Origin of the sequence: Dietzia sp. 179-F 9C3 NHS (assembly GCF_045369825.1) — a bacterium.
In the GTDB taxonomy this organism is placed as follows: Bacteria; Actinomycetota; Actinomycetes; order Mycobacteriales; family Mycobacteriaceae; genus Dietzia.
In genome coordinates, this window is sequence record NZ_JBIQES010000006.1 from 210,449 (window position 1) to 232,724 (window position 22,276).

Annotated in this window: 26 protein-coding genes; 24 read left to right on the forward strand and 2 right to left on the reverse strand. The window is 71.2% G+C overall.

What is annotated here, in order from left to right:
- Positions 1 to 148: 148 nt before the first annotated feature.
- On the reverse strand, positions 149 to 472 hold the full coding sequence (locus tag ACH0BZ_RS09670; protein ID WP_406898029.1) for an ArsR/SmtB family transcription factor: 324 nt from the start codon (positions 470 to 472) through the stop codon (positions 149 to 151).
- Positions 473 to 609: 137 nt separating this feature from the next.
- Here ACH0BZ_RS09670 and ACH0BZ_RS09675 point away from each other — a divergent pair, with 137 nt between their 5' ends.
- The 21 genes from ACH0BZ_RS09675 to ACH0BZ_RS09775 all read left to right on the forward strand — a co-directional run bounded on the left by ACH0BZ_RS09675 (position 610) and on the right by ACH0BZ_RS09775 (position 14,943).
- On the forward strand, positions 610 to 852 hold the full coding sequence (locus tag ACH0BZ_RS09675) for a hypothetical protein (RefSeq protein WP_406898031.1): 243 nt from the start codon (positions 610 to 612) through the stop codon (positions 850 to 852).
- A gap of 102 nt (positions 853 to 954) precedes the next feature.
- Positions 955 to 1,227 carry a hypothetical protein gene (locus ACH0BZ_RS09680; protein WP_406898033.1) on the forward strand — a complete coding sequence of 91 codons (273 nt, stop codon included), beginning with the start codon at positions 955 to 957 and terminating at the stop codon, positions 1,225 to 1,227.
- 133 nt (positions 1,228 to 1,360) lie between these two features.
- On the forward strand, positions 1,361 to 2,977 hold the full coding sequence (locus tag ACH0BZ_RS09685; RefSeq protein ID WP_406898034.1) for an ABC transporter substrate-binding protein: 1,617 nt from the start codon (positions 1,361 to 1,363) through the stop codon (positions 2,975 to 2,977).
- Positions 2,974 to 3,969 carry an ABC transporter permease gene (locus ACH0BZ_RS09690; RefSeq protein WP_406898036.1) on the forward strand — a complete coding sequence of 332 codons (996 nt, stop codon included), beginning with the start codon at positions 2,974 to 2,976 and terminating at the stop codon, positions 3,967 to 3,969. The genes ACH0BZ_RS09685 and ACH0BZ_RS09690 overlap by 4 nt, the downstream gene beginning before the upstream one ends.
- A gap of 82 nt (positions 3,970 to 4,051) precedes the next feature.
- Positions 4,052 to 4,504, forward strand: a complete 453-nt coding sequence (locus ACH0BZ_RS09695) for a hypothetical protein (RefSeq protein WP_406898037.1) — start codon at positions 4,052 to 4,054, stop codon at positions 4,502 to 4,504.
- Positions 4,505 to 4,531: 27 nt separating this feature from the next.
- Positions 4,532 to 6,244 (forward strand): ABC transporter permease subunit, encoded by a 1,713-nt coding sequence (locus ACH0BZ_RS09700; protein ID WP_406898038.1) that lies wholly within the window; start codon positions 4,532 to 4,534, stop codon positions 6,242 to 6,244.
- Entirely contained in the window at positions 6,241 to 6,873 is a 633-nt protein-coding gene (locus tag ACH0BZ_RS09705) for an ABC transporter ATP-binding protein (protein ID WP_406898039.1), read from the forward strand. Before ACH0BZ_RS09700 ends, ACH0BZ_RS09705 begins: the two co-directional genes overlap by 4 nt.
- Positions 6,874 to 6,952: 79 nt before the next feature.
- Entirely contained in the window at positions 6,953 to 7,585 is a 633-nt protein-coding gene (locus ACH0BZ_RS09710) for a hypothetical protein (RefSeq protein ID WP_406898041.1), read from the forward strand.
- Between the two features lie 63 nt (positions 7,586 to 7,648).
- Complete coding sequence (locus ACH0BZ_RS09715; protein ID WP_406898042.1) at positions 7,649 to 8,134, forward strand: hypothetical protein; 486 nt, start codon at positions 7,649 to 7,651, stop codon at positions 8,132 to 8,134.
- Positions 8,134 to 8,403, forward strand: a complete 270-nt coding sequence (locus tag ACH0BZ_RS09720) for a hypothetical protein (RefSeq protein ID WP_406898043.1) — start codon at positions 8,134 to 8,136, stop codon at positions 8,401 to 8,403. The genes ACH0BZ_RS09715 and ACH0BZ_RS09720 overlap by 1 nt, the downstream gene beginning before the upstream one ends.
- Positions 8,404 to 8,568: 165 nt before the next feature.
- Positions 8,569 to 8,823, forward strand: coding sequence for a hypothetical protein (locus ACH0BZ_RS09725; protein ID WP_406898044.1), 255 nt, complete (start codon positions 8,569 to 8,571; stop codon positions 8,821 to 8,823).
- Positions 8,824 to 8,842: 19 nt separating this feature from the next.
- A complete protein-coding gene (locus tag ACH0BZ_RS09730; RefSeq protein ID WP_406898045.1) occupies positions 8,843 to 9,316 on the forward strand; it encodes a hypothetical protein in 474 nt (157 codons plus the stop codon).
- 197 nt (positions 9,317 to 9,513) lie between these two features.
- A complete protein-coding gene (locus ACH0BZ_RS09735; RefSeq protein ID WP_406898047.1) occupies positions 9,514 to 9,894 on the forward strand; it encodes a hypothetical protein in 381 nt (126 codons plus the stop codon).
- Between the two features lie 217 nt (positions 9,895 to 10,111).
- Positions 10,112 to 10,675, forward strand: coding sequence for a hypothetical protein (locus ACH0BZ_RS09740; protein WP_406898048.1), 564 nt, complete (start codon positions 10,112 to 10,114; stop codon positions 10,673 to 10,675).
- A 155-nt stretch (positions 10,676 to 10,830) separates the two neighbouring features.
- Positions 10,831 to 11,676 carry a hypothetical protein gene (locus ACH0BZ_RS09745; protein ID WP_406898049.1) on the forward strand — a complete coding sequence of 282 codons (846 nt, stop codon included), beginning with the start codon at positions 10,831 to 10,833 and terminating at the stop codon, positions 11,674 to 11,676.
- A gap of 93 nt (positions 11,677 to 11,769) precedes the next feature.
- Positions 11,770 to 12,309 carry a hypothetical protein gene (locus tag ACH0BZ_RS09750; RefSeq protein WP_406898050.1) on the forward strand — a complete coding sequence of 180 codons (540 nt, stop codon included), beginning with the start codon at positions 11,770 to 11,772 and terminating at the stop codon, positions 12,307 to 12,309.
- Positions 12,310 to 12,480: 171 nt separating this feature from the next.
- Positions 12,481 to 12,819 carry a hypothetical protein gene (locus ACH0BZ_RS09755; RefSeq protein WP_406898051.1) on the forward strand — a complete coding sequence of 113 codons (339 nt, stop codon included), beginning with the start codon at positions 12,481 to 12,483 and terminating at the stop codon, positions 12,817 to 12,819.
- Entirely contained in the window at positions 12,816 to 13,106 is a 291-nt protein-coding gene (locus ACH0BZ_RS09760; protein WP_406898052.1) for a hypothetical protein, read from the forward strand. The genes ACH0BZ_RS09755 and ACH0BZ_RS09760 overlap by 4 nt, the downstream gene beginning before the upstream one ends.
- Positions 13,107 to 13,190: 84 nt before the next feature.
- Positions 13,191 to 13,700, forward strand: coding sequence for a hypothetical protein (locus tag ACH0BZ_RS09765; RefSeq protein WP_406898053.1), 510 nt, complete (start codon positions 13,191 to 13,193; stop codon positions 13,698 to 13,700).
- Between the two features lie 207 nt (positions 13,701 to 13,907).
- Positions 13,908 to 14,267, forward strand: coding sequence for a hypothetical protein (locus tag ACH0BZ_RS09770; protein ID WP_406898054.1), 360 nt, complete (start codon positions 13,908 to 13,910; stop codon positions 14,265 to 14,267).
- 382 nt (positions 14,268 to 14,649) lie between these two features.
- Positions 14,650 to 14,943: a hypothetical protein gene (locus ACH0BZ_RS09775; protein WP_406898055.1), complete on the forward strand. Its 294-nt coding sequence runs from the start codon at positions 14,650 to 14,652 to the stop codon at positions 14,941 to 14,943.
- Positions 14,944 to 15,131: 188 nt separating this feature from the next.
- On the opposite strand, the gene ACH0BZ_RS09780 is transcribed toward ACH0BZ_RS09775, so the two are convergent.
- The gene (locus ACH0BZ_RS09780) at positions 15,132 to 19,826 is read right to left on the reverse strand and encodes a helicase-related protein (protein WP_406898056.1); all 4,695 of its coding nucleotides are present in this window, start codon (positions 19,824 to 19,826) and stop codon (positions 15,132 to 15,134) included.
- Between the two features lie 350 nt (positions 19,827 to 20,176).
- On the opposite strand from ACH0BZ_RS09780, the gene ACH0BZ_RS09785 reads away from it, so the two are divergent.
- The 3 genes from ACH0BZ_RS09785 to ACH0BZ_RS09795 all read left to right on the forward strand — a co-directional run bounded on the left by ACH0BZ_RS09785 (position 20,177) and on the right by ACH0BZ_RS09795 (position 21,906).
- Positions 20,177 to 20,449 (forward strand): hypothetical protein, encoded by a 273-nt coding sequence (locus ACH0BZ_RS09785; RefSeq protein ID WP_406898057.1) that lies wholly within the window; start codon positions 20,177 to 20,179, stop codon positions 20,447 to 20,449.
- A 225-nt stretch (positions 20,450 to 20,674) separates the two neighbouring features.
- Positions 20,675 to 21,199, forward strand: coding sequence for a hypothetical protein (locus tag ACH0BZ_RS09790; protein WP_406898058.1), 525 nt, complete (start codon positions 20,675 to 20,677; stop codon positions 21,197 to 21,199).
- 32 nt (positions 21,200 to 21,231) lie between these two features.
- Positions 21,232 to 21,906, forward strand: coding sequence for a hypothetical protein (locus ACH0BZ_RS09795; RefSeq protein WP_406898059.1), 675 nt, complete (start codon positions 21,232 to 21,234; stop codon positions 21,904 to 21,906).
- The last annotated feature ends 370 nt before the right edge of the window (positions 21,907 to 22,276 follow it).

The window sequence follows — 22,276 nt, forward strand, 5'->3', positions numbered from 1 at the left end:
GGTCCCGGCAGGCCAGTGTGCCGGAGAGGCAGGCGAGGTGGACCCCGACGCCGTGGGGGGGCATCTTTCACCGGTACGGCCCCGGAGCGCACCGCATCGAGATCGACGCCGTTCGTCGAGGATTACCTGTCGGCGTGATTCTTCATTCTCAGTCGTGGCGGGCGCCCATGAGGTGCAGGATCGTGTGGACGGTGTCGTCGGCCAGGGTGTAGCGCTGCGCTCGCCCGTCTGTCGGGTCTCGGTCGGCGCGCACCCAGCCTTGGTCGCGGAGGACGCGCAGGGCCTGGGAGGCGGCGTTGCGGGTGATGCCCGCCGCTGTGGCGAGGTCGGACACGGTGGCCACGCCCGGCCCGGCGTCGTGCATGTGAGCCAGCAGCGCGAGCCTGGTCGGGTCGCCGAGCAGGTCGAACCGGGTCGCCCAGCCGGGCAGGTCGATCGTCGCCGGTGGGTGGTGTGCGTGCGGTTTGGTCACCCTGGCCTCCTGTTTCTCGGTGGGTCCATGCTGGCACGCAGCCCTTGTGGTTGCGGCGTCCGCGCGTCTGCTGCAGCCCGGGGCGGCCCGGGCAGAGTCGTTGGCAGCAAGCAGAGGCCAGCGGAGGAGACGAGACCATGCAGATCACCGTGAAGTTCACCGACGTGTACGACGGCGTCGAGTCCGTGCACACCGACACCGTGGAGGTGGCGCCCGCCGCGGTCGGCGACGAGACGGCGCTGCGGGAGTGGGCCGACGAGGTGCTGTTCGAGCACACCGGTAGCGGGAACTTCGACCACGACCACGCGGGCTACTTCGCCGAGGTCGTCGCCTGCGGCGATCAGCCCGACCTGATCGGCGAGACGTTCGAGTGGATCTGACCAGCCGCCCACGGCCGGGGGCCTAGCGGCTCCCGGCCGTGGGCGGGATGATCGTCCGAGGCCGCCACCCGGCGGCACCGGCACGACAGAACGGAGCCCGCGATGCAGGTCCAGGACAAGTTCGAGCAGGATCCACTGCTGGCGCCTGCGCTGGGGTGGGATCCCGACAGTGGGGTCCTCAGCGGCGGGGAGCGCGCCTTGGCCACGGTGGTGCGCACACTCTCCGACCACTTCGACCGTCTGGACGGGCGGATTCAGAAAGCGCTGGTCGCCACACTGGCCGGGTCGGCGGCGGAGACGGCCGCCGCGGAGGATGAGGCCGCTCGGATCCTGGCGCGGGCGCGGGCCTCGACCGAGGGGGACGGCGCACGCTGAGAGGACTGGTGCCGTCTGGCCGCGGTCGGTAGCGGTCGTGCGTCGTAGGGCGGCGACATGAGGGGGCGCTACCCTCGATATAGGTGTCCAGGCAGACACCTATATCGGAGAACCAGCACCACGGAGGCACCCCTTGAAAGCTTGCCCCCTAACCACCTGCGCGACCCTGGCCACAGCCCTGGCCCTCGCAGCCTGCACAGCCCCCACCGACACCGCCAACAGTGAGCCCAAGAGCAGACTCGTCCTGTCCGGCGGAGACGACCTCGGCGAGTTCAACCCGATCGCCGGCTACTCCTCCACCGGCGTCTCACCCCTCTACGAAGGGCTCCTGCGACCCACCGCCGACGACGACACCACCCTGCCCACCCTCGAGCCCGCCCTCGCCGCCAGCGACCCGGACGTCTCGGCCGACGCCCGCACCTGGACCGTGAAGCTGCGAGACGACATCCGCTTCCACGACGGCACCACGTTCGACTCCGCCGACGTCGCGGCCACCTACCGGGCCGTGACCGACCCGGCCTCCGCCTCCCCGATAGCCGACGACTACACCGTCATCGACCGCATCGACACCCCCGACCCGGCCACCGTCGTGTTCCACCTCAAGGCCCCCACCCGCGAGTTCACTTCCCGGCTCCTGGTCGGCATCGCCCCCTCGGAGAGGCTGACCGGCGGCCCCGCCTCCGAATCCACGTTGAACACCGACCCCGTCGGCACCGGCCCGTACCGGCTGACACACCTGGATGCCGCAGAGGCGGTCCTCGCCGCCAACACCGACTACCGCGACGGCGCCCCGACCGTGACCGAGATAGTCATCCGGGCCGTCCCCGACGAGAACACCCGCGCCCAGCAGCTCCTGGCAGGCGAGATCGACGGCGCTGCGCTCCCGCCGCGCCTGGCAGACAGTGTCGACGGCCGCGACGGCGTGTCCGTCGTGTCGGTAAACTCCGCCGACTGGCGCGGGGTATCGCTGCCGGTCGACCACCCGTTCACCGGCGAGGCGGTGGCCCGGCGGGCCCTGAACATGGCCGTGGACCGAGAGTCGCTGGTCGAGCAGGTGCTGTCCGGCCACGGCCAGGCGGCCACCACTCCGATCACCAGCGCCTACCCCGAGTACCACCAGGTCGCCTTTGGGCCCATGGATCCGGCCACCCGGGTCTTCGAGGCCTCCGCGCTCCTGCGGGGCGCCGGCTGGGAGCTCGACGACGAGTCCACGGTGCGGATCCGGGACGGGCAGCGCGCCGAGCTGACGGTCGCCTACCCGGTCAATGACAGCCTGCGCCGCGAGCTGGCGTCGGCGTTCGCCGACCAGGTCCGGGCCATCGGTGTCGACGTCACCCTGTGGGGCGCCTCCTGGGACGAGATCGAGGCCCGCGCAGGGCAGGTGGCGATCATGCTCGGCGGGGGAGACAACCCGTACACCGTCGACACCCAGGCCTACCGAGCCCTGCACTCGAGGACGCCCGCGTCGGGGCCGTTCGACAACCCGGGCGGATGGACCAACCCCGGCATCGACCAAGCCCTGGATGCCCTGACTGACCCGGCCAATACTCGCAGCCCCCGGGACCTGTACGCCCAGGTGCAGGACGAGTACCGCACCGACCCGGGCTACGTCGTCCTGGCCACGCTGCGCCACACCTACGCCATTCGCGACACCGGCTACTCCGGGCCCGCTCCGATCCTCGAGCCTCACGCTCACGGCGTGACCTGGGGTCCCTGGTGGTCCCTGGGGGACTGGACAGTGACGCCATGATTCGCCGGCTACGGGAGCGGCGCAGCGACCTGCTGGCGTTGACCGCGCAGCGGGCCGCGATCTCCCCGCTGATCGTGGTCGCGGTGACCGCGGCGGCGTTCGCGTTGGCCGCGGTGTCGCCGCTGGACCCGCTGGCCGCCTACCTGGGCGACAACGTCCAGTTCGCCGGCGCACAGACCCGCGACGCGGCGGCGCAGGCACTGGGTGTGGACGCCCCGTGGTGGCAGGCGTGGTGGCACTGGATCATCGGCGCCGCCAGCGGGGATGCCGGCCTGTCGCACACCTACCGGCAGCCGGTGCTGGACGTGGTCGCCGAGCGTCTGCCGTGGACGGTTGGCCTGTCCGTCACCGGACTGCTCCTGGCCCTGGCCACGGCGATCCTCGTCGGCCTGGTCGCCGCCCGCCGGCCCGGCGGCTGGGCTGACCGGGCCCTGGCCGGTGTCGCCGTGGTCCTGTCTGCGGTGCCGACGTTCGTTGCGGCGCTCGCGGCGGCCGCGATCTTCGCCGTCGGGTTGCGCTGGCTTCCCGTCGCCGGCGGGTGGGAGGCCGGGCAGGACCCCACTGCCGGGTCGGTGGCGCGGCACCTGATCCTGCCGGCGGTGGTCCTGGCGGCCTCGCAGCTGCCGTGGATGGCGCTGGTCGTGCGGCAGTCGGTGCTCGCCGCCCACGATTCGCTGCCGGTACGTCAGGCCCGAGCGCGGGGCCTGCCGCGGCGGACGGTGCTGTCCGGGCACATCGCCCCGGTGTCGTGGACCCCGCTGATCGCGCTCGTCGGGGCCCGCCTGCCCGAGGTGATCGTCGGGGCCCTGGTGGTGGAGGAGGTGTTCGCCTGGCCCGGACTGGCCGCCGCGACCGTGGACGCCGCCCTGGGGGCGGATCTCGTGATGCTCGCCGCGGTCTCCGCCCTCACCGCTGCTGCGATCGTCGCCGGCACCTGGCTGGCCGACTGTGCCCTCCTGCTGGCCGATCCGAGGGTGACCGTCGATGCGTGACCTGGCCGCTCGCTGCTGCACACCCCGGCCGGGGCGGGACGGTGGTGCCATCACGCACCGAGACCCGAGGGAGAGCCCCGCAATGCACACCCCCACCCTGTTTCCACCGACCGAGCTGGACCCGCAGATCATCTGCGCATCCCCGGAGCCGACGCCCCGCGACACTCGCGACCTGGACGCCACCCACGACGACACCGTGGTGTTCTCCCGGCTCGGGATGCAGCCCGTGACGCTGCGGGAGGTCGCCCCGCCGACCGGCGAGTTCTTCGAGTACCTGTTCGCCGAGTGGTGCGACGAGGAGATCACCGACTGGGCCACCATCCACCTCGAGCATGTCGCCCAGGTCCGCGCCGACGTCTACGCCCGCCTCATCGCCGACCTCGACACCAGCGACTACTGCCAGCTCCACTCCACCGAGGCGTTGCACACCGGAGTTCTCCTGCGTGATCTGATCGCCCGCACCATCGACGACGAGACCCGCAGCGCCGCCTGCGCCGCCATCTGGGCCGCGGTCGCCACCCGCGCCCGAACCTGAGCACGCCCGCACCGAGGAGAGGACACGATGACCGACCGCGATGACGCCAGGAACGCTCCGCGGGCCCGTCGTGGCCGGCCCTGGCCACTGCCCGCGACGGTGCTCGTCGCCGTCGCGGTGTACGCGGTGTGCTGGCCGGCCCTGGCGCCGACCGGGTGGGGCGCCTCGGACTACCAGCGGGCCCGCCAAGCGCCAGGATGGCCGCACCTGGCCGGTACCGACAGCCTGGGGTTCGACGTGTCGGTGCGGGTGGCCGAAGCGCTGCGGGTGTCGCTGACCGTCGCGGTGAGCGTGGCGGTGGCCGCCACCGTCATCGGCGTGCTCGTCGGGGCCTTAGCTGCCGCCAGCGGGGGGTGGATCGACGCGGTGGTCATGCGGGTCACCGACACCGCGGCCGCCGTGCCGCACCTGCTGGCCACGATCGTCGTGGTCGCCCTGTTCGGCGGCTCCCTGTCCGCAATCATCATCGCCCTGGCGTTGACGCACTGGACGACGCTGGCGCGGATCGTGCGTGCCGAGACGCAGAAGGTGATGGCCTCGGACTACGTCGCGGTCACCCGCGCCGCCGGCGCCAGCCGCACCCAGGTGGTGCGCCACCACGTGCTGCCGGCGGTCGCCCCGCAGTCCGGGATCGCGGTGGTGATGATGGTGCCGCACGCCATCTGGCACGAATCCACCCTGTCGTTCCTCGGCGTCGGCCTGCCTCCGGAACAGGCGAGTCTGGGCACCCTGATCCACGCCTCCCGGGCTGGTCTGCTCGACGGACAGTGGTGGCCGCTCGTCGCGCCGTCCGCGGTGCTGATCGCGGTCACCGCGGCGATTGCCGCACTGCGGCCGTCCCGCCGCCGCCGGCTCGCTGGCCCGCCGGTGGGCCTCGAGACCGGCGACGGTGACGGATTGGCGGTGGACGGCCTGACCGTGCGGCTGCCCTCGCCGTGTGGGGGGTGGGTTCACGCCGTCACCGACCTGAGTGTGGCCGCGCGACCCGGTCGGGTGCTCGCGGTTGTGGGGGAGTCTGGTGCCGGCAAGTCCACCCTCGCCGCCGCGATCGCCGGGCTCCTTCCCTCCAGCGCCCACACCGCAGGGCAAGTGCGGGCGGGCCGAGTCGGGCACGTGCCGCAGAACCCGAGCGCGGCGTTCACCCCGACCCGGCATCTGCGCAGCCAGCTCGCCGAGATCCGCGCCGTTCACCACGTATCGGCCACCGTCGACGAGCTCTGCCGGCGGTCGGGCCTGGACCCGGCCCTGGCCGACCGGTACCCGCACCAGCTGTCCGGCGGACAGCTTCAACGCGCCGCTGTCGCCGCAGCCCTGGCCTGCGACCCGGCGGTGATCGTCGCCGACGAGCCGACCTCGAGCCTGGACACCGAAGCCACCCGGGCGACCCTGACGCTCCTGCGCACCCTGGCGGACGACACCGGCGCGGCCGTGCTGGTGGTCTCCCACGACCTTCGTGCCCTGGCCGCCACCGGCATCGCCGACACCGTCGCGGTCCTCTACGCCGGACACCTCGTCGACCTCGGTCCCGCCCAGGAGTTGCTGGCCGGGTCCGGGCACCCGTACACCCGCGCCTTGGTGGCCGCCCTGCCCGCGCACGGTCTGCGGCCGCTGCCCGGCTCCCCTCCGTCCCTGACCGGCGTCGACCCGTCCCGTAACCCCTGGCCAGACAGGGGACTGGACGTGCTATGGCCTCCTGCGGTCCAGCGACTCGAGACCGGGCTCATGGAAGCGTCACGATGAGCTTGCGCGCCGAGAACGTCACCTACAGGTATCCGGGGGCGACTCGAGCGGCGGTGGGCCAGGTGTGCCTGACTGTCGCACCCGGCAGCATCACCGCCCTCGTCGGCCCCTCCGGAGCCGGCAAGTCCACCCTGGCCCGCCTTCTCGTCGGCCTGCTCGCCCCACATTCCGGCGCCGTCACCCGCGACGGCCAGCCCGTCACCGCGCGGCGTGGCCGCCTCGACCCCGCGACCGCTCTCCTGGCGCAGGATCCGCTGTCCGCCGCCGACCCCCACCACACGCTCGCCGAGATGATCGCCCTGCCAGCCCGCCTCACCAGCCGCCAGCTGGACGTACACGCGGCAGCAGCGGAAGTGGGATTGACCCTGGACCTGCTCCACCGGCGGCCCCGCGAGGTCTCCGGCGGGCAGCTCCAACGCGCCTGCCTGGCCCGCGCTCTAGCCCAACACCCCGACTACCTGATCGCCGACGAAGCCACCGCCCACCTCGACCCGGCCACCACCGCCACCATCGCCGCCGTCCTGCGCACCCGAGCCGACCTGGGTCTGGGGGTCCTGCTGATCACCCACGACCACGCTCTCGCAGACGCCATCGCCGACCACCGAATCGAGATGCCCACAGCGCAGTAACCGAGGCCTGCTGCACCGGCGCAGAAGGGGCAGAGGATGACTCCAGCAACCCGCCCCCGAACCGAACGGAGCACCGGCAATGAGCCTTCCTGCCCTGCCCGGAGAGCACTTCACGCTCAACATCACCACCGAACCCGCCGGCCATCTGCAGGCCCACTTCAAGCTCCACTACGAAGCCATCGAACTGCTGCTCTCCCAGTCCTACGACTACAACGAGCACCTGCACGGCTTCCGCGCCACCGTCACCTCCGCCCGGTCCGGCGAGGACGAGCACTCCACCCTCGCCTTCTCCTGGACCTCCGACAGCGCCATCGGTTTGGCCATGGCGGTGCGCGAAGAGCTTCGCCAGCGGTGGGGGACTCTCCTGCTGGACACCGTCATCGCCTTCACCCGTCGGGCTCAACCCGATCTCGAGACTGTCGTCGGCGCCGAATGGGCTGCCTGCGACAGCGACGGCGAGAACCCCTCTGGCCTGGACATGCACCCCCGAACGCTGCACCTGGCAGACGGCGACACCATCGACGGGTTCGACGTGTTCGACGTGGCCCTCTACGCCGGTGACGTCATCCCCTGGAATCTTCTGGGAACCACACGAGGCCAGCTGGACGAGGTGTTCGGCCGCGACCATGGCCAGCATCTGATCATCATGCGCTCTGCAGACGACCGCATCACCACCTACACCGCCCGCCCCGCAGACTCGGCGAGCGCCTGACTCGCGCCGGCAGTCGTACCCCGCAACTACGGTCCCACTGACACCCACCCCGATTGGAGACCCATGAGCAGCAGACAGCCCGACCCGAACGCGCGCTACGCCCTCATCGACGAAGCCGTCCCCGTGATCCAGGCCGGCATCTGGCTCGCCGGCACGCTCGCCCCCATGGCCGGCGCGGTGGCCTGCGCGTACCTGGCTGGTCGGCAGTGGGAGGAGACCGGCAGCGGAGGCCTCCTCGGATGGGTGGCAGCGATCGTCGCGATGATCTCCTTCCTGTTGATCGCCGTCATCACCATGGTGATCCTGCGCCGCTGCCGCCTCGACTGGCCTGGGACGAAGGTACGCATGACGGCGGCCGCCGTGATCGTCCTGGCTATCTGGTGCGCCATGTTCACCATCCAGACCCCGGCCATAGGCAACACGCCACCCAATCCCGCAGGCCTCGCCATCGTGTGGACCGTGGTGGCCGCTGCTGCGTTGGGCGCTGCTGCATACGCGCGGCGAGCGGGAACCATTCCAGTCAACAACGAGTCGACGAGGAGAACCTGATGGACGCCACCGACACCCACACGATCGCATCCCTGACAAACGAGTACTGCCGCTACGGGGCCAGCCGGCGTTTCGTGCGCGCCCAGGCCGAGAGCATCGCCGCCACCTTCGAGGTCAACCTCGGCGCCGACACCGACCCGCTTCCCGACGAGGTCGCCGACGAGTTGATCTGCGACCTCGACGAACAGGCCGAGCAGTACGAGGAATCCGCTCCCGAACGGCAGGCCGCCTACGACGACCAGACGCGGGCGCTCGGCGGACGCATCTAGGACGGAGGGGTCGCGGCGGCACCGCCGCTGGAACCCGCGTGAGACTGTCCGGGCTGCGCGCCCCACCGTGCCTCCGCCTCGAGGACGCCGGCTGCGGGCCTGCTGCACCGGCGAGAGCGCGGGAGACAGTGGAGGCCCACCAGCCCGACCCCGAAGGAGCCCGCTATGAGCCAGACCACCACCCCGGCGACCGTCACCCTCAACGTCACCATCAATGTTCCCGACCACCTGCTGCCGGACCCGGCCGACCCGATCCAGCTGCCCAAGCGGCTGGATGAATGGCGGGCCGAACTGCTCGAGCACATCACTGAGGCCGTCGCCGCGCAGCTCAACGTCGACGTAGCCGGGTACCTCGACCTCGACGATGTGGCCGCCCGCATCGACACCGTGACCATCGACGACGCCCCTTCCGGGCTGTGACGGCAGGAGGCGACCACCGATGACTACCAGCGAGATCCCCACCGCGACGGTCCTGGCCTTGGACCTGGGCGCCGTCGACGATGAGCTTGACCGTGAGCTGGCCGGGACGGTCGGCGCCTACCTGCCGCCGGAGGCGTGCAAGGGCCATTTCTGGCCGCGCGACGTGCCAGCCCTCGACGCCCTGTACTACGTCATCGACGAGCTCGACGGTGCCGGCGTCTGGGCCCGCGACGGCATCCGCGGAGGCCATGTCAACGCCTACTACCAGCGCGGTGCGGACGGCGACGTGCTCAACGAGGCCGCCCTGAACGTGGAGGTGTGGGTAGCGCCCGCAGTGTCGGTGAGCACCTACATCGACAACCTGCGACTCGTGCTCCGGTGGAGCGACCACCAGGGTGACACCTGCCCCCCGACCTGGCGGCAGCTCGCCGTCGGACTCACCACGCTGCTCAACCACAGGCTCGCCGACGCCGGACGCGCGCTCTCCGCCTGACCCCACCCGTCGCCGCCCCTCGCGCCGGGGGGTGGCGCCGCGGATGCGCCGATCCGCCCGGCCGGACGGTCCTCCCCTGTCCGTCGAGTGCCAGCTGCCACCGCAGGTGGCGACGCCGGGAACTGCTGCATCTACCGACGCCGGGCCGACAGTGGGGGAGCACCACCCGCCCACCCCACAGACCCAGGAGGCCCGCCATGACCTTGCTCCCGATCACCCCGGACGCCCCGTTGGCGCACGTGTACCTCAACGCCGACCCCGACCGGATGGCGATGGTCGACGGCTACCGGACGGGACACCCGCTCCGGCACTGCTTCCAGCTGCCCCTGACCGCCGACGAACAGGCGATGAGCCGCGAGCAGCTGGCCGAGCGCATGTTCCACTTGTTCAACGTCGGCGACGACCCCGCCTACGGCACCCCGGACGAGCGGGCCATCGCCTATCGGCTGGCCTGCAACCGCTCGCTCAGCGTGGGCGACGTGGTCGAGATCGACGGCACGTTCCTGGCCGTCGCCTCCTGCGGGTTCGACGTGATCGCGCCGCCGGAGAAGGGTCAGATCCGCGCCCTGTGGGAGTGACGGGGTCGGGTTCGACGCGGGGCATCGCCTACGGGCGGTGCCCCTTTCGCTCATGGAGGGGCGATGTCGTGGCCGAGAGCGACCATCCACCTGCATGGGCGATTAAACGACCTGCTAGACACACATCACTAGAAACGCCACGCGAGAAATGCAACACTAGAAAGGCACCACGAGAAACGCCCCATTAGAACCTCACTGCCAGCGAAAGAGTCCGCACATGCCCCCCTACCGCGACAAGACCTCCGCCGCCCGCGCCCTCGGCGTCTCCGTCGGCGTGATCGACCGCCTCATCACAGCCGGCCATCTCGCCGTGACCGCCAACGGCAAGCCAACCCAGGCCGCCGTCGACCAGCTCGCTGCCCAGCACACCCGCACCTGTCCGACCGACCGGCCGACACTGCGCTGCCCAGTCAACCCCGACGGCCCGACCGCAGGTGGCCTCTACTACCCCCAGGGCCACCCGATGCTCACCACCCTCAACCAGCACCTAGCCGCCACCGGCCGACCCCAGCTGCAAGCCGTCCCCGGCTCCGGCCTCGAAGGCACCGGGGCGTGGGAGGTCAGCCCCGCCGCCGCCAACACCCTCGAACAGACGAACGGAATCATCCTGGCGACCATCGGAGGCTACGTCGTCGACGCCGCCGAGGTCATCGCACGCGGACCGTCCATCCATCACCGCGACCGCAAGCTGTTCCTTGTCCGGCCCCTCACCGGCCCCGCCGCCGACCGCTGGTACTGCCACCGCGCCAACAAGCGGATGCTGCCGACCTACCTGCCGTGAGCCGATCCGGGCCTACCCGCACAGCAGGCCCGGCCCGGGGCTGCTGCACCGCCGCAGGCCACCGGAACCATCAGTGTCGCCCAGCCGGGGCGACCACCCTCGACGCATCCAGGCGTCACCGCGACCGGCCCGGGCGGGAAGGCAGGCGAGAGACGATGGGCCAGTACCACGTGATCGCGAACCTCGACAAGCGGATGGGTTTCAGCCCCCGCTCGACCGGCGACTTCGTCAAGCTCATGGAGTTCGGGCAGGGCAGCGCCGCCATGTGTGCCCTGGTCACCCTGCTCGACGGGGCCTGGCACGGCGAGCGCATCGCCATCGTCGGCGACTACGCCCAGTCCGACGACCTGGACGCGGAGAACACGCTGCGCGCCGGCATCAGCGCCGAGCATCTGTACACCGCCATCAACCACCCGGAGCGGCTGGCCGCCGAGCACGGCGTCAAGCCCGCCTGGCGCAACGTCGGCTGGCTCGCCCGCAAGGCCACCACTACCGCCGGACTGGCCACCTACGAGAAGAAGAGCTACGACCTGGTAAACCGCCAGCAGGGGACCAAGACGACGCATCACTTCTACGAGTCGGCCATGGCCCCCGACACCGACACCGAGCCGCGCGTCATCGTCAACCTCGACGAACGGGAGAAGATCGACCCCGCCGAGTTCGGCGACGACCGCCGCGCCGGAGTCTTCGCCGTCACCGGAGGCCGCGGTGGCACGCTCACCGCACTCGCGGTCCTGCTGGCCGTCTCCTCCACCGACGGCGGCCGCGGCGGCGGCGACTTCCGCGGCGAGTCCTGCCCCGTCGGCGCATGGGGAGGGGCCCGCATCGGCCTGCTCCACCCCGACGAGGCCGCCGACTACACCGACCTGAGCGAGATGATGCGCGTCGGCATGAGCGAGGCCAGGGAGGGCATCTACCGACGCCGCGACGACGGCCTGATCGAGCGCGGTGACCGGTGGAAGGACAACCCCTGGGAGAGCCCCATCCGCGGCGTCGCCTGACGCGCCGGCGCAAGGACCAGGCGCCCCGCACACTGCGGGGCGCCTGGGACACTAGAGGCCAGCCACCCCGACGCGCGGCCCGAAGGGACACCGATGAACGCCCGCCACAACCCCGGCCTGCTCGACCCCGACGACCTCGTCCGGAGTTTCGCGCGCTACGAGGGATGGGTGTTCGAGCCCCCGCTGCCCCACCGCTGGCTACGCCGCGCCCGCACCTTCGCCGGCACCCACCCCGCCGGCTCCCGGCTGGATCTCAGCGTCGACTGGGCAGGCCGCATCGCCGCGACCACCCGGTGGAGCGGCGCTGATGGGGCCGTCATCGACTTCGCTGCCGTCGTTCCCTGGTCCCGCGAAAGCCTCCTCCTCGCGCTGCTGAGCCGCCCGGGCGCCGACGCGACGACCGCGGCCAATGTCGCGGCCGACGCTATCGACAGCTTCTGGGGCCTCCCCAGCGAACGCCCCGACACCCTCCGGCTCATCACCCAGGTTGTGCAGGACGCCGGCGAGCACGGGCAGGACCCGGACGCCATGCGCGACTCACTGGAGAACCTCTACCGCCACATGGATCGCCGGCAACGGCAGCGCCAGGATCGCGCCCGCCGGCAGGGCTGGGAACCGCGCCGCCAGGACTGACCCGCGGCCGGCAGCCCGACCCGGACAGCGCTACCGGCCGCGCTGTCCGGACCGAACACCACACCGCGCAGCGGGAGGCGGCGCCCAGTGCTGCATCGGCACGAGGCCGGGGGAGGCTTGACGAGCAACGAGCGGAACACCACCGCCCTCCTCGAATGAACGGAGACCCCCATGTTCGACATCCTGTGGCCCCACGAGCTGGCGGCCAAGACGCGTGACGACCTGACGGCCCTGGCCGGCGATGGCTGGGACTTCCTGGCCGCGATGCCGCTCAACCCGGCCACCATCGCCCTGTCGGTGTTCCTTGCCGGCGTCGCCCTGGTCGTGACCGACGGCGTGTGCCGCCGCCTGGCGGCCCTGCTGAACGCACTCGTGGCCCCCCTGTCAGGATGGGCGCAGCGCAAGGCCATCGGCGCGGCCGCCACCGCCCCGTACCGCCGCATCACGCTCGCTCGCCGCTCTGCGACGCCTGCCGCGCTGGCCGCGCCGCAGACGTCAGGGCAGGGGTGACGGCGACCGCCCGACGGCCCACCAGCGTGCACCGCTTCGCGTTGCCGTTCGGGCATGCCGACACCCGCCGCAACGGCGACACGATCTACATCGACGCCCCCGGCGTGACGAGCGTGTTCCCGGCCGCCACCGCCGCAGACCTGGCAGCTCTGGATCGCCGCTACACCGCAGTGGTCGATGACGGCCGCTGGTACCCCCTGGCAGCCCTGCCCTGGCTCGGCAGACGACTCCACGTCCACGCCTGGGCCGCGCAGGTCCACACGCTCATCACCGCCACCCACCAGTAACCGCCCGCGCCGCCCGCGCGATGCGGCACATCGCGAGAACCCACCGAGACGTATCCGAACCAACAGCCACCGATTGGAGCCACCATGCACCCTGCCCCCACACCGGCAACCGCCGACGAACACGAGATCGTCACCCGCGTGCGCGCCGCCATCGACGCCATCGACCTGCCGCGTTGGAAGCTCGAAGAATCCCTCGCCACCGGCGGCCTGGACGCGCTGAGAGCCCACGTGTGGGACGCCGTCGTCGATACCGTCATGGCCGAGTTGACCGCCGCCACCAGCACCGAGACCGCCACCCTGACCGCCCACGGCCTGACCTGCCGGATCAGCGCCGACCCCGACGCAGCCAGCCCCCGCGACCCCGCCGGGACGGTCACCTCCTGCGAGGTTGCCGGGCACCCCGGAGTTCAGGTCCACACCCACGCCTCGACGAGCGTTCCCGACGCGGTGACGGTCCTCGTGGACGCCCCCGAGGGCACAACCATCCTGCTTGACGTCAACGACTGCCGCGCCGCCCGCACCCTCGTCGGCGACAACACGGTGCACGTGGGGCAGGGGCTGACCGCGGCGGCCGCCACGGACCACGACCGGTAGCCGCCACACATAGGGGGGCGGGGCCGCACGGCCCCGCCCCCGGCTTCTCCTACCGCCGGCTGTCCAGACCCGGGCTCGCCCCGACAACCTCCGGCCATCCGCACGCCTGCCTTCTAGCGGCTACTGCACCGCCGGGGCGTGCAGGCAAAGTCAGCGACGCCCCAACCCGACCCCGACGGGCGCACCCGCCCACCGAAGGAGATAGCGATGACGACTTCCACCACCCGCCGGCGAGGCGACGCGCTGCGCGCCGGCGACATCCTGATCCGTGACGATGAGCGGATCCGCTGCGGCCTCATCGAACGCTCGGATATGCACCCCGGCTTCCACCGCATCGACGTCGAGTTCGGCGTGCTGTACGTCCTCGACGAAGACGAGCTCGAGGTCGAGGACGAGACGACGCTCGGGCAGCCCACCGCGCTCCAGCAGGCGCACGCCGACGCGCTGCTCGCCGTGGAGGGCGACAGCATCGACGGCGAGATCCACGCCTGGCGCGCCCTCGCCGAAGCGGCGCTGGCTCACGTCCCCAACTACCGGGAACCGGCCGTCGTCTACGTCAACGACTAGCCGCCCACCGCCCGGACACCGCGGCCCGGCGAGCCCCCGCTCACCGGGCCGCGGTTCTGCGTTCCCCGACCGTGATCCGGGTGACTCCGACCACGATTCACGTCGATTCACCCCGCCCGAAATGAGCGATGAACAGCCAGGATGCGTAGGGCGGCCTCCCCGGTTGGTGTGCCGATTCGCTCCTGGGCGCCCCGCCTGTCCGCCCGCCGGCAGAGGGTGAGGCCGGCCCGTGCCTGCCCTTGCGCAGGACCACGGCGTTCGGTGGGCGGGCCGCCAGAGCCGCCCCGAGACGAGGCTGCTGCACCACGACGATCCACTGATCGGATGGAGGCACAGCGGCCGACACCGGGTCGGCCCGCTCGACGCCTACTAGGAGGCAGCCATGAGCACCATTCCCGTCAGCACCGTCACCGACTCGCTCGAGTCCGTGGAGGGGGTCAGCACCTCGGTCTACCGCTCGCTGGTCGTCGCGAAGATCGCCGACGCGCAGATGGCGGACAAGGTCGGCGACAAGGGGTCGGCCCTGCGCGCTCTCGCCGAGGCCAGCCACCTGGGGCGCCAGTGGAAGAAGTCGGCGACCAATCGCGGCCAGATGCAGGTGGTGATGGAGGCGGAAACCTTCATCGACAGGATCACCGACCTCATGCACGGGCTGTGCGCCCAGGTGCTCTCCTAGGCACACTCACCGGGCAAGGCCCCGACCACCGCCAGGTGGCCGGGGCCTTCCTCGTGTGCCCTACCCCTCACGCGGCACCTCGGCACCTCGGCACCGGCAGGCCGCGCGGCTGTCCGCACCTCGGCTGCGCAGCCAGAACGGAACCCGGCCCACACTCCGGGGTGCGGACCGGGCCCGGCCCGGGGCGGCTACGCCGCCGACTGCTCGGCGGCCATCTGCTCGATCCGGGCGGTCAGCTCGGCGAGCCTCGCCTGTGCGGTCAGCAGTTCACGTTCGCGGGGGAAGGCCATCGTGTCGGCGACCTCCTGCAGCCGCGCGGACTCGGCACGCTCGGCGGCCGCACGCTCGCGCAGACGGGCGATCTGGTCGGGCAGATCGGCACTCCACCGGCCGACCATCTCGTACAGAGCATCGGCGAACCCGGCGACCGTGCGGGGGACTGGATGCGGAAGTTCCAGGCGGGCCAACAACATCCCATAGCGGCGGACCACCACCCGCGACCTGTTCTCTCCCCGGGCCAGGGTGAGTTCACCGAACCGGAACGTCCGAGAATCCCGGGGACGCAGCCGCTCGGCGGCCTCGGCGGCCTGCTCGCGGGTCAGCGTGCGCTGCCGGTGGGGCAGCTCCCGCGCCACCCAGTCGAGCCCGGCGGCGGTCTCCTCGGCCAGCCGGGCGGTCTCCTGCCGGTGCTCGGCCTGGACGCGCATCTGCTGTGCCTGCGCGCTGTGCGACGAGCGGGCGATGCGCAGCTTCTGCACCTGAGCGGCGAGCTCGGCCTGCTCGATCAGCTCCGGGTGCCCGGTGGCTGCTGCGCTGACCTCCGCGAGGGACACGGCGTCACCGGAGACGTCGATGACCTCACGGTTCATCGGGGCGTTGGTGTACATCTGCTCGATCATCGTGTGCTTGCGCGCCACGGCCGCCGTCACCAGCCCGTCGAACGTGCCCTCGGTGACCACGTCGACGATCTGCACCTGCGCGTTAAGATTGCCGGGCCGCACCGCGCGACCTTCTCGCTGCGTCTTCGCCGCCGGGGTCCACGGGCAATCGACGTGGTACAGAGCGGACAGCCTGGCCTGCACGTTCACACCGAGCCCGGCTGTAGAACTACTGCCGACCAGGACGGAGACGCGGCCGTCGCGGCAGGCGGCGAACACTTCCTCGCGGGCCTTGGCGGTACGGGCCTCCTGAATGAACCGCACCTTGCTGGCCGGGACGCCGCGCTCAGCCAGCAGTGACCGCAGGCGGCCGTAGGTGCGGGCGTCGGACTCGTGCGGGGCGCCAAGATCCAGGCACACGAGCTGGAACGTGCCGGGGACATCACTGCCCGGGTAGAGCCGGTCGGCATGCTCGTGGTGGTGCGCGGCGATCCGGTCGGCGACCAGAACGAGCTTCGGCGACCGCGCGGCGACCCCGACCAGACGCGGGTCCAGGGCGAGAGCGCGGCCGTCGTTGCACACGCGCAGCATGTTGTCGCCGCCCTTCTCGTTGCGGAATCCGGCCAGCCGCAACTTCTCTACCCGCTCCGACAGGGACCTCATGTGTTCGACCTGAGCGGTCGACGGTTCGGCGACGAGCAAGTGCCGCTGAACGTCAGGCCGCTCGATCGGCAGCTCCGCAGAGGGCAGCATGTCGGTGAACGCGCGCATCATCGTGCGCGCCTCCGGGGCGTTGCGGATCCGCGCCGGGCGGGTATTCGTGCGCAACCCCGACCCGTCGGGAGAGGTCTCGATCACGGTCTGCCACTGCACGAACGTCGCCGCCCACTGGTCGAAGTTCCGACACCCCGCGCCGTCAAGAAGATCGGGGGCGCACATCCGCGCCCAGGTGTACACCTCCGCCAGTGAGTTCGAGAACGGGCTGCCGGACATGACGGTCGCGACCGCCTGGCCCGGGCGCTGCGCCGACAGGCTGGTGATCTTGATAAGCAGGTCCAGCGCGCGCTGCGAGGTAGAGTTGCTGAGCCCGGACGTGCGGGTGGCTACCGGAAGCCCCTTAAAGAGGTGTGCCTCGTCGACCACCACGTGATCGGCCCCGAGCATCGAAAAGGTGAGCGAGTCCGGGTCGTGGCGGGCCTCCCGCAGCGCTGCCACCCGGTTCTCCAGGGCCCGCCGCCGTGCGGCCAGAGCCTTCGCCCCGCGGGCGCCTGCGCCGTTCTCCTCGCCGGTCTCGAGAGCCGCCAGCTCCTCGGTCAGGTAATCCATCTCCACGCGCGGGTCGGCGGACAGGGAAGTGAACGTCTCGTGGGAGACGATGATCGCGTCCCAGTCGCCGGCGGCGGCACGGGCCACGAACCGGCGCTTGGCCCGGCCGGCGACCTGCTCCTCGGTGGCGACGAGGAACTTGCCCGTCGGGAACGTGGCTCGGGCCTCCCGCCCGAACTGCTCCAAGACTGCCTTCGGGACGGTCACCAGCGGACGGTTCGCCAGACCGTACTCGCGGAGCTTGAGGCACAGTCCCAGGGCCGCGCGGGTCTTACCGGCCCCGACCGCGTGGGCGAGCATCGCGGCCTGACTGCGACACCGCAGTACGTGGTCGATACCGCGCAGCTGGTTATCCCACAGCGTCACCTCCGGCGACATGGACGGAAACTCCAGCCAACTCCCGTCGGCCTGACGGGGCACCACCGAATTGAACCGGCGATTGTAGGTTTCGACGATCCTCTCGGCCCGCGACTGGTCAGACCACAGCCACACCGTGAACGCCTCCGTCAGCGCCACCAGCCGGTCGGCCGCGAGCTCCGACTCGCCAGCGTTGCGAACCTTGCGCACCTTCCCGGACTGCTCGTCCCACACCTCGTCGTACACGACCGGGGTGCCGCCGTTCAGGCCCGCGGCGACGATCTCCGCCACCGTCATCCGCGACGTCCCGTAGGTGGCCTCAGCCGCCGCCTCGCCTCGACCGAGCGGGTCGACGTCCCAGTAGGCCACCGCCGCGGTGTAGCTGACCGACACGCTCCTGTAGCCCATCTCGCCGGTCAGAAAGTGGCGGATGTCGTCGGGCGACAGCCAGGACGCGCCGAACGCGACGCTGATCTCCTCCGGCCCCAGACGGGCAGGCAACGCCTCGGTGAGGGCATCGACGTTGCGCTGGAAAGCACCGTCGAAGGCTGCGGCGTCGCGGGCTGCGTCGAGCTTGTCGGCGAGATTGCCCGACAGGTAGTCCCCGGCCGGGACCAGATCACCGGTCTGCGGGTCACGGAACGCCAGTGCGCCGAGCACCGCAGGCACCTCGGAGTCCGGGATGCCGAGCAGCCCGGCCACGGTCGGCACGTGCAGACAGCCGCGCCGAGCCAGTGACACGGTGATCGCCTCGGCGGGGGTGGCGACCCGGTCGACGAGAACAGGACGACGGTTGGTGCGCCGCAGCAGCACCGCCGCCGGGGCCGCCTCGCCGGAGGCGTCGTCGAACCGCTCGATCCCGAACACGATCTCGGCCTGCGGGTCGGCCCGGAACCCGCCCATGCGGGGACGGCGCACCCGACGGGAGGGCTGGCCGGTCTCCGGATCCAGCGGCCCGTCAATGACGGTGGAGCGGTTCAGCGGCCCGAACGAGTCCACGTAGTCGCGGTACAGCCGTAGTGCCTCGGAGCGCAGCGGCTCCAGCACCGAGTCCGGGCTGGCCCAGTCGGACTCGGCGGCCAGCAGCTCCAGCACCGCATCACGCAACCGGACCAGCGCCCCGAGCTCCTTCCCGGCCCCTCCGCGGGCAGACGTCAGCTCGCCGTTGACGACCTGGTGCACCTCGCCGGCAACGAGGTGGAACGACCCCTCGGCCCGCCCCTCGGCATCCACCAGGATCTCCGCCTCTGCCCAGCGCAAGTCGGTACCGCGGGCGACGTAGGAGGGCATCTCGTCGGCCAACGCGGCGAACGCGCGGCCGATCATCTCCTCAGGCTTGCGGGTGACGACCGCCAGGTTGTTGCGGAAGTGCCCGGTGACCCGCATCTGCCCCGCGACCAGCTCCGGCCGGTCGGCGAAGTAGCGGGCCACATGGGCCGGGTAGACGTGATTGCCGGTCGCGCGGACCGGCTCGGTCACCTCCGACTGGGCGTGCTCGAAGCTCCCGTCGGCGTCGGGCGAGTCAGCGGGGTCGAGCAGGTCGCGGACCTGCAGCACCACCAGATCGGCGACCACGTCGGTGCCCTCGGCGGCGAACGCCTTCGACGGCAGCCGCAGCGCCCCGACGAACCGGGCCTTGTCGTGCACCGTCGACAAGCCCCCACGGCCGTCGAGGTGGTAGCGGGAAGTGATCACCGCGACCAGGCCGCCCGGGCGCACGGCGTCGACCGCCCGCATCAGGAAGTAGTCGTGCAGGTTCCGCGCCGACCCGTGGCGACTGTGGATCCATCCCGAGCCGAAGGGCACGTTGCCCACCGCCACGTCGAACCCGCCAGCCGGGAGGGTGACCTCCTGCAAAGGCTGGCAGAGGATGCGGGCGTGCGGGTTGAGAAGCTGGGCAACCTGCGCGCTCGTGGGGTCGATCTCGACACCGTGGTACTCGACGTCGAGCCCGTCAGGGCAGGACAGGGCGAACCGGCCGTGCCCGCACCCCAGGTCCAGCACGCGCCCTCCGGTGAACCCGGCCCCCGCCAGCAGCCGCCACACATGGCCGGCGACAGCCGGGCTGGTGAAGAACGCGTTGTCACACTGCCGACTGCCGACACTCACGGCCTCGGCGCCGAGCAGAGCCTCCAGATCCTCACCGACGGCCGCCCACCCCTTGGAGGGCTCCCGCTCGAAGATCGGAGCCAGCGGCCCCCAGCCCGGCCAGCCGGTCAGCACCTCGCGCTGGTCACTGCTCAGGTCGTGGCGGTGCGGCTTGGCGGCCAGCACGCGGGCAGCGGCCACAGCGGCGCGGCCAAACGTCGACGGTGAACCCATAGGGCAGTCCTTTCGTTAAGCCCCGGGCGCGTCCTCGCGTGTGGGCGAGCAGAAGCAGACCCGGGGGTGCGGTGATCTCCGATGGCCTCGACGATATGGCCCACATCGGCCGCTGCAGCACTCGCAGAATCCACCGCGACTCATGTAGAGAAACCCGGCTCGCCCTAGCCCCTCAAAGCGCCGCCACCAGCACCGGCCAGTCGGCCGGCCGGGTTCTGTCCGGGGGCCCCTTCACCGCCATCTCTCGCGCTTCCGGTGGCCGGCCGCAGCGCATCGGGGGCGCGCTGCACCCGTGATTCGGGCCGACATGATCGGGGACGTACCGATCACGCCCCCAGAGGGAGAACACGATGACCACCTACACCCGCACCCAGGTCGCCGAGGCAGTCAACGGCGCAGCCGACCTGCTTCTCGAGTCGGCCAACCTCACCCCCGACACCACCACGCTCATCGACTTCGTCGTCAACGCCGCCCTCACTCGGCTCGAGGCTCCGGACGCCACCGTCGAGGACGTCATCGCCGAAAACTGGGGCGTTTGCGAGGACGAGGACTGCGACGGCGAGGACTGCGACGATGGCTGCGGCGACGCCGCCGTCATCCGCCGGCTGGTCACCGGCGACTAGAAACCCCCGGCCACGGCAGTGCACACCCTGCGCTGCCGTGGCCGGCGGCGTTCATAGGGGAGCGACCAGGTCCTGTCCGGGCCGCGCCCCTGGTGGTTGATCGGGCTTCGAGTAAGCCGGCCCTGCCGGGCGGTGCGACCTGGCCTGATCGTGGACTGCTGCATCTTCGGGCGGGCCGGGGACGCTCATGGCCGTACCCGCCCCCGACACCGCAAGGAGCCCGACGTGAGCGACACCGCGACCACCCGACGAGACCCCCTGGACCTGGCCATCGCCACGTTCCTCGACCTCAACGATGGAGGTGGGTGCCGCGAGACCAATCCGGAGTACTACCGGGCTGGGTTCGAGCTGATCGCCGCAACCCACATGCAGAACTTCGACGCGGACCACCGGCGTGACCTCCTGGGTGGCCTGATCGCCGCGCACGCCTGCTGGACCCAGCCAGGCCTCGACGGCACCCCGCTCGATACGCACACCCCAGCCGTCGAGGACGAGGACGACGTCCGGCCGCGCGTCACCTTCGAGGTCGAGATGACCCGCTGCCTGAGTCTCGACCTGACCCTTCCGGACGGGGTGAGCCTGGCCGACTGCAGCTCCAAGCGCCTGTACCGCTGGCCCGAGGCGCTGCTTAAGACGATCACCGACGCGGTCATCGACGAACTCAAGTGCACCGACCCCACCGATTTGGCCGACAACATCACCGAGGTCAGCTTCGCGACCGACGCCCTCGAGAGCACCGCCACCTGGTGACCTCCCACCGACAGCGACCTAAAGGAGTAACCGTGAGCGACACCCTCACCACTCGCACCCTGCACGTCGTCGAGTTCCTGCCCGACCTCGACGAAGGCGGCATCGGCGGATTCAACTGGTTCCCCGCCGCCAGGGAAGATGCCGCGATGGACGACTACCGGCGACTCGTCGAATACGCCGACCCCGGCACCATCACCCTGCACCTGATCGACGTGCCCGACACCGACGACCTCACCACGATCAACGACGCGATCTCCGCCTACCTCGATGAGCCGACCACCTACCCGATCCTCACACTGACCCGCCCCGCCGGTACCCAGCCGTGCGTCGTCGTCGAGCGCGGCAACCTCACCGTTGAAGAGCTCACCCGCGGCTACACGAACAGTGCCGCGCTCGTGGAAACGCTCGTGGAAACGCTCGGCGGCGCAGCCGTCTCCACCTGGCGTGCCTGGCACCTGCCCGACACCAGCTGCATCGTCTACGACGGGGTGTGCGACTCCGCGGCCGTCAGCATCGACAGTGACCAGCGTCCGCGCCTGTCGTGGACCGACGACGCGGGGCACGAACACTCGATCACCGGGGAGCCGGTCGTGCTCGACCCGGCCGAACCGCAGGTCGCGGTGGTCGACGTTTTGGACCTGATCGCCAGCCGCCTCACCGAGGCCCTGCGCCGGTACTTCCAGGAGGTTCCCGGCAGCGTGGCATAGCCACATCACCCCGGGGGGCTGGACGGCCGTTCCGACCACCCCCCGGGGTGATGCCACAGGGGCCGCTGGGGCTGGTGGGGCCACTGCATCGGCGAAAGTAACGGCTGTCCATATCGTCGCGATTCCGGAGTAGCTGCCGCCCGCGTGTGCAGCAGAAACACGCCGACACGACCATGTCTTAGGCTTGCTGGCAGCACGACCCATCGGAGAGAACTGCATCTCGTAAGGAGAGAGCCATGGACCCCATCACCCTCGCCATCATCGCAGGCCTGCTGCAGGTCGGCCCCGCCGTCGGTGCCGGCCTCGCCGCTGCCGGCCCCGCCGCCGCGGCCATCGCCCCCGCCGCCGCCTCGGTCGCCCCCGCCGCGGT